This is a genomic window from Nocardia sp. NPDC127579, assembly GCF_042672005.1.
In the GTDB taxonomy this organism is placed as follows: domain Bacteria; phylum Actinomycetota; class Actinomycetes; order Mycobacteriales; family Mycobacteriaceae; genus Nocardia.
This window is the reverse complement of record NZ_JBHXVZ010000005.1, coordinates 505,961-514,481: the sequence shown is the minus strand read 5'-3', so window position 1 is coordinate 514,481 and position 8,521 is coordinate 505,961. Positions and strand designations below refer to the sequence as shown.

General features: G+C 67.0%; 10 protein-coding genes and 1 rRNA gene. 6 read left to right on the top strand and 5 right to left on the bottom strand.

Features of this window, described 5'->3' with window-relative positions; genetic code table 11:
- Positions 1 to 128 precede the first annotated feature (128 nt).
- Positions 129 to 245 (top strand): 5S ribosomal RNA (gene rrf, locus ACFVMC_RS20550).
- Positions 246 to 301: 56 nt separating this feature from the next.
- Here the strand turns inward: rrf and ACFVMC_RS20545 are convergent.
- A complete protein-coding gene (locus ACFVMC_RS20545) occupies positions 302 to 790 on the bottom strand; it encodes a hypothetical protein (RefSeq protein ID WP_379212390.1) in 489 nt (162 codons plus the stop codon).
- Positions 791 to 2,015: 1,225 nt separating this feature from the next.
- Here ACFVMC_RS20545 and priA point away from each other — a divergent pair.
- From priA to hisI, 4 genes are read left to right on the top strand one after another with little or no spacing between them, the layout of a single operon-like run.
- On the top strand, positions 2,016 to 2,753 hold the full coding sequence (priA, locus tag ACFVMC_RS20540; RefSeq protein WP_379212388.1) for a bifunctional 1-(5-phosphoribosyl)-5-((5-phosphoribosylamino)methylideneamino)imidazole-4-carboxamide isomerase/phosphoribosylanthranilate isomerase PriA: 738 nt from the start codon (positions 2,016 to 2,018) through the stop codon (positions 2,751 to 2,753).
- A 4-nt stretch (positions 2,754 to 2,757) separates the two neighbouring features.
- A complete protein-coding gene (locus ACFVMC_RS20535; RefSeq protein ID WP_379212386.1) occupies positions 2,758 to 3,579 on the top strand; it encodes an inositol monophosphatase family protein in 822 nt (273 codons plus the stop codon).
- A gap of 3 nt (positions 3,580 to 3,582) precedes the next feature.
- A complete protein-coding gene (gene hisF, locus ACFVMC_RS20530) occupies positions 3,583 to 4,356 on the top strand; it encodes an imidazole glycerol phosphate synthase subunit HisF (protein WP_379212384.1) in 774 nt (257 codons plus the stop codon).
- Positions 4,353 to 4,703 (top strand): phosphoribosyl-AMP cyclohydrolase, encoded by a 351-nt coding sequence (hisI, locus tag ACFVMC_RS20525; RefSeq protein ID WP_379212382.1) that lies wholly within the window; start codon positions 4,353 to 4,355, stop codon positions 4,701 to 4,703. Before hisF ends, hisI begins: the two co-directional genes overlap by 4 nt.
- Here the strand turns inward: hisI and ACFVMC_RS20520 are convergent.
- The 4 genes from ACFVMC_RS20520 to ACFVMC_RS20505 all read right to left on the bottom strand — a co-directional run bounded on the left by ACFVMC_RS20520 (position 4,700) and on the right by ACFVMC_RS20505 (position 6,792).
- Entirely contained in the window at positions 4,700 to 5,173 is a 474-nt protein-coding gene (locus ACFVMC_RS20520) for a MarR family winged helix-turn-helix transcriptional regulator (protein ID WP_379212380.1), read from the bottom strand. The genes hisI and ACFVMC_RS20520 overlap by 4 nt on opposite strands.
- Before the next feature lie 128 nt (positions 5,174 to 5,301).
- On the bottom strand, positions 5,302 to 5,874 hold the full coding sequence (locus ACFVMC_RS20515; RefSeq protein ID WP_379212378.1) for a permease: 573 nt from the start codon (positions 5,872 to 5,874) through the stop codon (positions 5,302 to 5,304).
- Positions 5,875 to 5,946: 72 nt separating this feature from the next.
- Positions 5,947 to 6,408: a peroxiredoxin gene (locus ACFVMC_RS20510; protein ID WP_379212376.1), complete on the bottom strand. Its 462-nt coding sequence runs from the start codon at positions 6,406 to 6,408 to the stop codon at positions 5,947 to 5,949.
- Between the two features lie 84 nt (positions 6,409 to 6,492).
- On the bottom strand, positions 6,493 to 6,792 hold the full coding sequence (locus ACFVMC_RS20505) for a hypothetical protein (RefSeq protein WP_379212374.1): 300 nt from the start codon (positions 6,790 to 6,792) through the stop codon (positions 6,493 to 6,495).
- Positions 6,793 to 6,970: 178 nt separating this feature from the next.
- On the opposite strand from ACFVMC_RS20505, the gene ACFVMC_RS20500 reads away from it, so the two are divergent.
- Positions 6,971 to 8,521 carry an anthranilate synthase component I gene (locus ACFVMC_RS20500; protein WP_379212372.1) on the top strand — a complete coding sequence of 517 codons (1,551 nt, stop codon included), beginning with the start codon at positions 6,971 to 6,973 and terminating at the stop codon, positions 8,519 to 8,521.

The window sequence follows — 8,521 nt, the reverse complement described above, 5'->3', positions numbered from 1 at the left end:
TGATAGGCCGGAACTGGAAGCACAGTAATGTGTGGAGGTGACTGGTACTAATAGGCCGAGGGCTTATTAACGAAGAGGCTACGCGTCCACTGTGCAGTTCTGAGGCAACATGGTATGTCTCATAGAGTTACGGCGGCTATAGCGGTGGGGAAACGCCCGGTCCCATTCCGAACCCGGAAGCTAAGGTCACCTGCGCCGATGGTACTGCACTCGACAGGGTGTGGGAGAGTAGGACACCGCCGGAACATTTTTGCGGAAGGCCCCCAGCATTTTGTTGGGGGCCTTCCTGCGTTTACGCTACTCAGTAGAAGAACGTCAGGTCGACATCGACTTGCCGTGCCAGATACTGGAGCTCTCTGAGATCGTCGTCCGGTATGAATCCGAGGCAGTACCCTTCGTGGTCGACCCAGAAGCCGACCAGCGACATATTGTGCTCACCGAGATTGGCGTCTATAGCTGACAGGAAGCCATAGAGCGGATCGAGCGGCGAGTCGTAGACCCGGTGGCCCAGCGCCGTCCAGTCGTGCCACTCCCAGCTGAATTCCTGTGGATACGTAGGCAGTTCGCTCAAGCCCTTCTGAATCTCCACATCCGCCGCCTTCCAATCGAAGAACCTCAGCGTGCCGACGTAGTCGTCACCGCGGTCTCTTGCCAGCGCGTGGAACAGCGCCGCTTGCGGAGGAGCCGTGTCGAAGACTCGGTCCAACCGCTCCAGCGCAGCAGGACAGTCCAGCGCCAGCATCTCGACAATGTCGGTCAACGCACCGCAGTCACGATATTCACCAGTCACAACGCGAAACTATCGAATCACGCGCCCTCCCCAGCTCTGAGAATGAGCGGGGGACTTCCGACGATGCCCTCGCGTGAGTGACCGATTGCTGCGGTGTCAGCAGAGTATGAGGCCGAGATCGCGGGCTGCTGCAAGATCCTCGAATCGGTCGGCGTAGGCGATCGAAGCGTGGCCCTGGCCCGGTGATTCGCAGTGGCACCAGTTCCAGTCGAGTGCTGTGAGGCCAGTCACTATGCGGCGGCGGGTGCCGAGTGTGTACTCGCCGGTTGCCACGGTGGTATCGACCCGTGGTGTTCGAGCACCTTTCGGCATGTTCGAGGTATCGGCAGAGTCGGAGCCGTCTGGGATTCGGATCTGTCCAGCACTCAGGTGCCCGCAGGGGCCGACAGATATAGCCGGATCGAATTGAACCGGGTGCCCGGCGACTCTGCACGGCATCACAGAATTCGCCACCGGGTCCGACCCGCAGGAGTCTCCAATTCCTTCCTGCCCGCATGTGGAAGTGCGGATCCCGGATGCGCTGCACTCCCAAAACTGTTTGCGCCCATCGACATCCGCGGCCCACAGCTCCGTGCGCACGGAACCAGCGGTCCGATCCGCGGTCCTCCGGCCGTTCGACAACAGCTGCTCGGCAACGGAACGCGCAGTCCGGATCGCGTACCGGCTCAACCGTGCCGGTGTGCGGGTGGACGTCAGCGCTGACCGACAGCCGCGGGAGTCTGGACGACACACTCCCCGGAGCAGACCGGCGCGGTCACGAGACGCGGTTCACCAGACATCCACGAATGGATTGCACGGCCGCTTTCGACCGCCCCGCATGCCCTGCGAACACCGATTCGACGACCGGGCACCAGAAGCTGATCTGACGTATCACGCCCCGAACCTGTGACGATTCGCTGTCCGGTGGCGTCTCGGAGTGTGAGACCGCGGAGTCGCCGGCGGCATTGATCAAAACGTTTGTGCTCGGTGAAGACCTGGCTCGAACAGGTCGATGATGACCTCGGCATCGGCCGCCTCGGGCCAGACACCCGCGAAATCTCCTTGGCTCCGCCGCCGATGGTGCGCATCCCGGCGGGGAGCGTCGCGGCGGTAGCACGATCATCGGTCCACCCAGCGCCGCCACGGGGGTACTCGGCTGGTTGCCGTATCGCCTGCGACCGAGGACACGTTTGCGGTGGCCTGCCCGAGGACGGTGGAACGCCGGGTAGCAACTAAACTGCTACGAGTGAGTCTTGTGCTGCTGCCCGCTGTCGATGTCGCCAATGGTGAGGCCGTGCGCCTCGTACAGGGGGAGGCCGGTAGTGAAACCAGCTACGGGTCGCCGTTGGAGGCGGCCCTGGAGTGGCAGCGCGGTGGTGCGGAATGGGTCCATCTGGTCGACCTGGACGCGGCTTTCGGGCGTGGCTCCAATCGGGAGCAGCTGGCCGAGGTGATCGGGCAGCTGGACGTGAAAGTCGAGCTGTCAGGCGGTATCCGCGACGACGAATCGTTGAAGGCGGCGCTGGCCACGGGCTGCGCGCGGGTCAACCTGGGTACTGCCGCGCTGGAGGACCCGGTGTGGTGCGCCCGCGCGATCGGCGAGTACGGCGACCAGATCGCGGTCGGCCTGGACGTGCGGATCATCGACGGTGAGTACCGGTTGCGCGGCCGCGGCTGGGTCAGCGACGGCGGCGATCTGTGGGAGGTGCTGGAACGTCTGGAGCGCGACGGCTGCACCCGCTACGTGGTCACCGACGTCACCAAGGACGGCACCCTGACCGGCCCCAACCTGGATCTGCTGCGCGAGGTGTGCGCGGCCACCGACGCCCCGGTCATCGCCTCCGGCGGTGTGTCCACCGTCGAGGACCTGATCGCGATCGCGGGCCTGGTCAACGACGGTGTGGAGGGTTCGATCGTCGGTAAGGCGCTGTACGCGGGCCGGTTCACGCTGCCCGAGGCGCTGGCCGCGGTGCGCGGACAATGACCCGATGACCGCCGACGCGATCGCCGACCTACCCGGGCTGCTCGATACCGCGAGCGAGATCCTCGATGACGCGATCCCGCGTTTCCTGGAGGGCATCGGCGCGCCGAGCGCGGTCACCAAGGGCCGCAACGATTTCGCGACCGAACTGGACCTGGAACTGGAACGCACGATCTCCGGTCAGCTCGAGCACCGCACCGGGATCGGGGTGCACGGTGAGGAGTTCGGCGGCCCGCAGCTGAACGAGGGCACCGCGTGGGTGCTCGACCCGATCGACGGCACCTTCAACTATTCCTCGGGCCATCCGCTGGCGGGCATGCTGCTGGCGCTGGTGCACGACGGCGTCCCGCTGCTGGGTTTGACCTGGTTGCCGGTACTCGGCCAGCGCTATGCCGCCACTGTCGAGGGCCCGCTGCTGCTCGATGACGAACCGATGCCCCGGCTGCCGCACGGCAAGCTGGCCAAGGCGATGATCGGGTTCGGCGCGTTCAATGTCGATTCACACGGCCGGATTCCGGGCCGTTTCCGTTTCGACCTGCTCGGCCCGCTGAGCAGCCTGTCCTCGCGGGTCCGCATGCACGGTTCGACCGGTATCGATCTGGCGTTCACGGCCGCCGGAATATTGGGCGGCGCGATCGTGTTCGGACATCATCCGTGGGACAACGCGGCCGGTGTCGCGCTGGTTCGCGCGGCGGGTGGCGTGGTGACCGATCTGGCGGGCGCACCCTGGACCATCACCTCGGGGTCGGTGCTGGCCGCCGCGCCCGGGGTGCACGACGAACTACTCGAGATGATCTGCACGGTTGTCGCCGAAGAAAGTGAAGGATGACGAATGAGCCTGGCGGTACGCGTGATTCCGTGTCTGGATGTGGACGCGGGCCGGGTGGTCAAGGGCGTCAACTTCGAGAATCTGCGTGATGCCGGCGATCCGGTGGAGTTGGCCGCCGCGTACGACGCGCAGGGCGCCGACGAACTGACCTTCCTCGATGTCACCGCCTCCACCGGTGATCGCGGCACCATGATCGATGTGGTGACCCGGACCGCCGAGCAGATCTTCATCCCGTTGACCGTCGGCGGCGGCGTGCGCACCGTGGACGACGTGGACCGGCTGCTGCGCGCGGGCGCGGACAAGGTGTCGGTGAACACCGCCGCGATCGCCCGGCCGGAGGTGCTGCGGGAGATGTCGGAGCGGTTCGGTTCGCAGTGCATCGTGCTGTCGGTGGACGCGCGCACGGTGTCGCAGGGGCAGCCCGCGACGCCTTCCGGCTGGGAGGTCACCACGCACGGCGGTAAGCGCGGTACCGGTATCGACGCGGTCGAATGGGCGGTGCGCGGCGCCGAATTGGGTGTGGGTGAGATCCTGCTCAACTCGATGGACGCCGACGGCACCAAGGCCGGTTTCGATCTGCGGATGATCGAGGCGGTGCGGGCCGCGGTGACGGTGCCGGTGATCGCCAGTGGCGGCGCCGGTGAGCTGGCGCATTTCGCGCCGGCGGTGCACGCGGGCGCGGACGCGGTGCTGGCCGCGAGTGTTTTCCACTTCGGTGATCTGACCATCGGCCAGGTCAAGGATTCCATGCGCGCGGAAGGGATTGTCGTTCGATGACCGCTTTGGATCCCGCTGTCGCGGCCCGGCTCAAGCGTAACGAGGCCGGGCTGGTCGCCGCGGTCGCGCAGGAGAAGAGTACGGGTGCGGTGCTGATGGTCGCCTGGATGGACGACGAGGCGCTGGCCCGGACGCTGGAAACCCGGCGGGCGACCTACTATTCGCGGTCGCGGCAGCAGTACTGGGTGAAGGGGGAGACCTCCGGGCACACACAGTATGTGCACGAGGTGCGGCTGGACTGTGACGGCGACACGGTGCTGCTGGTCGTGGATCAGGTGGGTGCGGCGTGCCACACAGGAACGCACACCTGTTTCGACACCGATGTGCTGCTGGGGGAGCCGAGCTAGTCGTCGGGGGTTTGGGTGAGCGCGTCGCCCAGGCGTTTGGACAGGACCTCGCTGAGTTCGGCCAGCTGGGTCTTCTCGTCGTCGTCGAGGCCGTCGAAGACCAGGTGCCGGACCGCGTCGAGGTAGCCGGGGGCGGCGGTGACGACTTTCTGATATCCGGCGTCGGTGAGTACCGCCTGCACGCCGCGGCGGCCGGCCTGTGCGGAGCGTTCGGCCCAGCCCAGCCGCTCCAGTTTGGACACGACATGCGACAGGCGCGATAGCGACGAATTAGCTTTGCTGGCCAGCTCGCTCATCTGTAGCCGATGGCCGGGTTCTTCGGACAGCAATGTCAGAACCCAGTACTCGAAATGGGTAACCCCGGACTCGCGCTGCAAATGGGTATCCAGGGCGCTCGGCAGCCGAGTCATCAGCGCGACGAGCGCCCGCCATGCTCGCTGTTCAACGGGGTTGAGCCAGTTCGTCACCATGCGCCTTCTCTCGAGCGAAGTGACGTGATTCCGTCGGATGGTGCACAGTCACCCGCGCCCACGAGTTTGCCACGATTTCGCTCGACCGGCATGCGGTTGCTCCGGACGGTGAGGGCACTCACAGTGGGTCAGGGCGTGTCGGCCCCGTGTTCGGGCTCGGCCGCCATGGTCTCCGGCGCCGCCTTGGCGGCTTGGCGTCGCCGCCAGCCGCGCCGCACGGTCAGGAAGGCCACCAGCAGGAAGACGACGACCGCGATGATCACGCCGACCAGGGTGGCGCCGCGGAAGGCGGGCGCGTCGACGTCGAGGATGCGCTCGCCGGCGTGCGCGGCATTGTCGTTGCCGGTCACGATGGCCAGCGTCATCAGATTGGGCAGGGCGATCACGATGGCGAGGACGCCTGCGGCGCCCGCGAGGAACTTCCCGCCGCGGCGACGCCACATCACCGCGGCGAACAGCAGCAGCAGAGCCGGGATCAAGGTGCACAGGCCGCCCAGAAGCAGGCCGTACCAGATGCCCTTGGAGAAACTGCCGTGGATCGACTCGCCCAGGCGCTGGGCCCACCAGCGTGGAATGAACGCCTTGAGGATGAAGTAGGCCGCGACCAGGACCGCCAGCACGGCGAGTCCGCCGAGGATTCGCGTGCGCCATGTGGCCAGGCTGGATTTGGTGCCGACCGGCTGCCCCTCGCGCATCGTCATGCATGCAGCGTATGCCGCTGACCAGCCGTTATTGGAGCAGCGCGCTCGGCGTTTCGTGCACCGGGCGGTGATTTACCTACGGTCTGCTCGCAGATATTTCAGTGCCTCGTCGGCATGCACGTCGGCGCCGAGTTCACTGGAGATCACCTTGGCGACGACGCGATCGGTGGTGATGACGAAGGTCTGCCGCTTGACCGGGGCGAGCTTGCCGAGCAGGCCGCGCTTCACGCCGAACTCCGCCGCGACGGTCCGGTCGACATCGGACAGCAGGGGATAGGTCAGCCGCTGCGCGTTGGCGGATCCGGCCTGGGTCTCGACGGGGTCGGCGCTGATGCCGACGCAGGTCGCGCCGAGTTCGGCGAATTCCGCGGCCAGATCGCGGAAGTGGCAGGCCTCCTTGGTGCACACCGGGGTATTCGCGGCCGGATAGAAGAACAGGACAACGGGTCCGTCGGCGAGCAGGGCATCGAGTGAGCGGAGGGTGCCGGTCTGATCGGGGAGTTCGAACTGCGGGGCGAGCTGTCCTGTCTGCATGGAATCGGACACTACCCGCGATCCCCGCGGCCACGGCCGTGACGAGGGAGGCCGGCCGGGACGACGGGGACGCGTGGGCAGCGGTCAGGCGCCGATGAGCGCGGCGACCTCGGGATTCTTGATCTCCATGACATCGAGGATGCCGTGCGCGCGCAGGAACGGCCGGAGCTCCCGGATGCGGTCGCTGTGATCGGCGTACTCGTCCGGGAAGTGGTTGCGGTCCAGCGATTCCAGGGCTTTCACATAGGTGACGAACGAGGCGAGCGCGCTGTAGGTACCGGGGTTCTGGCCGCTGCCCATGCCGTTCATTCCGATCCGCGGACCGTGGCCGGACATCGGGCCCGGCGCGGCGTGCCGACCTTCCGCCTGTTGCGAGGGGTACATCCATTGTCTCCTCTCGGGATCCAGCTAGCTGTTGTGAACGCCGCGAGTGTAGTGACGCCCGCCACAGCTTTGTGCAGGGCATGAATACCGGTCGGTCGGACATGACCGAGTCGGGCGGTTTGCCAGGCTGTACCGGCCCGAGCGCAGGCCGGACCGGCGCACTTGGGATGATGGTCGAATGGCTGCCGCGTCCACACCCACCACCACGACCCGCGCTCAGTTCCATCTGCTGGCCGCGGAGCATCGGGTGGTTCCCGTAACCCGAAAGGTGCTGGCGGACTCCGAAACTCCGCTGTCGGCCTACCGCAAACTGGCGGGCGACCGGGCAGGGACGTTCCTGTTCGAGTCCGCGGAGAACGGGCGGTCCTGGTCGCGCTGGTCGTTCATCGGCGCGGGCAGCCCGTCCGCGCTGACCGTGGTCGACGGCGAAGCCGCCTGGCTCGGCAATATCCCCAAGGACGCGCCCGCCGGCGGCGATCCGCTGGTCGCGCTGCGCGAAACGCTGGAACTGCTGCAAACCGAGCGCCTACCGGACCTGCCCCCGCTGACCGGCGGCATGGTCGGCTACCTCGGCTACGACGCGGTGCGCCGGATCGAACGCCTGCCCGACCACGCCGTGGACGATCTGCACCTGCCCGAAATGGTGCTGCTGCTGGCCACCGATCTCGCCGCGTTCGACCACCACGAGGGCGCGATCACCCTGATCGCCAACGCGGTCAACTGGAACGGCACCACCGAGGGCGTCGACGAGGCCTACGACGACGCCCTCGCCCGCCTGGACCGCATGACCGAGGCGCTGGCCGCGCCCGCCGCGTCCACGGTCTCGATCTTCGACCAGCCCGAACCCGAATACCGGCGCCGCCGCACCACCGACGAGTTCGGCGCGGGCGTGCGCCGCCTGGTCAAGGAGATCGAAGCGGGCGAGGCCTTCCAGGTCGTGCTCTCGCAGCGCTTCGAAATGGACTACGACGGCTCCCCGCTGGATCTGTATCGCATGCTGCGCGCCTCCAATCCGAGCCCGTACATGTACCTGATCCACCTGCCCGACGGTGACGGCGGCACCGCCTTCTCCATCGTCGGTTCCAGCCCGGAGGCGCTGGTCACCGTGAAAGAGGGGGTGGCGACGACCCATCCGATCGCGGGGACGCGCTGGCGCGGGGTCACCGAGGAGGACGACCTGCTGCTCGAGAAGGGCCTGCTGGCCGACGAGAAGGAGAACGCCGAGCACCTGATGCTGGTCGACCTGGGCCGCAACGATCTGGGCCGGGTATGCCAGCCGGGCACGGTGCGCGTCACCGAGTACCGGCACATCGAGCGGTACAGCCATGTCATGCATCTGGTGTCGACGGTGTCGGGCCGGCTCGCGCCCGGCAAGGTCGCGCTCGACGCGGTACGCGCCTGCTTCCCGGCCGGTACGCTCTCCGGCGCTCCGAAGGTGCGGGCGATGGAGCTGATCGACGAGCTGGAGCCGACCCGGCGCGGCATCTACGGCGGCGTGGTCGGGTATCTCGATTTCGCGGGTGACGCCGATACCGCGATCGCCATCCGCACCGCGCTGCTCAAGGACGGCATCGCCTATGTGCAGGCCGGGGCGGGCGTGGTCGCCGACTCCGATCCGGACTACGAGGACGTGGAGTCGCGCAACAAGGCGATGGCGGTGCTCAAGGCCGTCGCCGCCGCCAAGACGGTGCGCGCGTACGGCGCCGAGAACCGAAGTGAGAACGGCTGA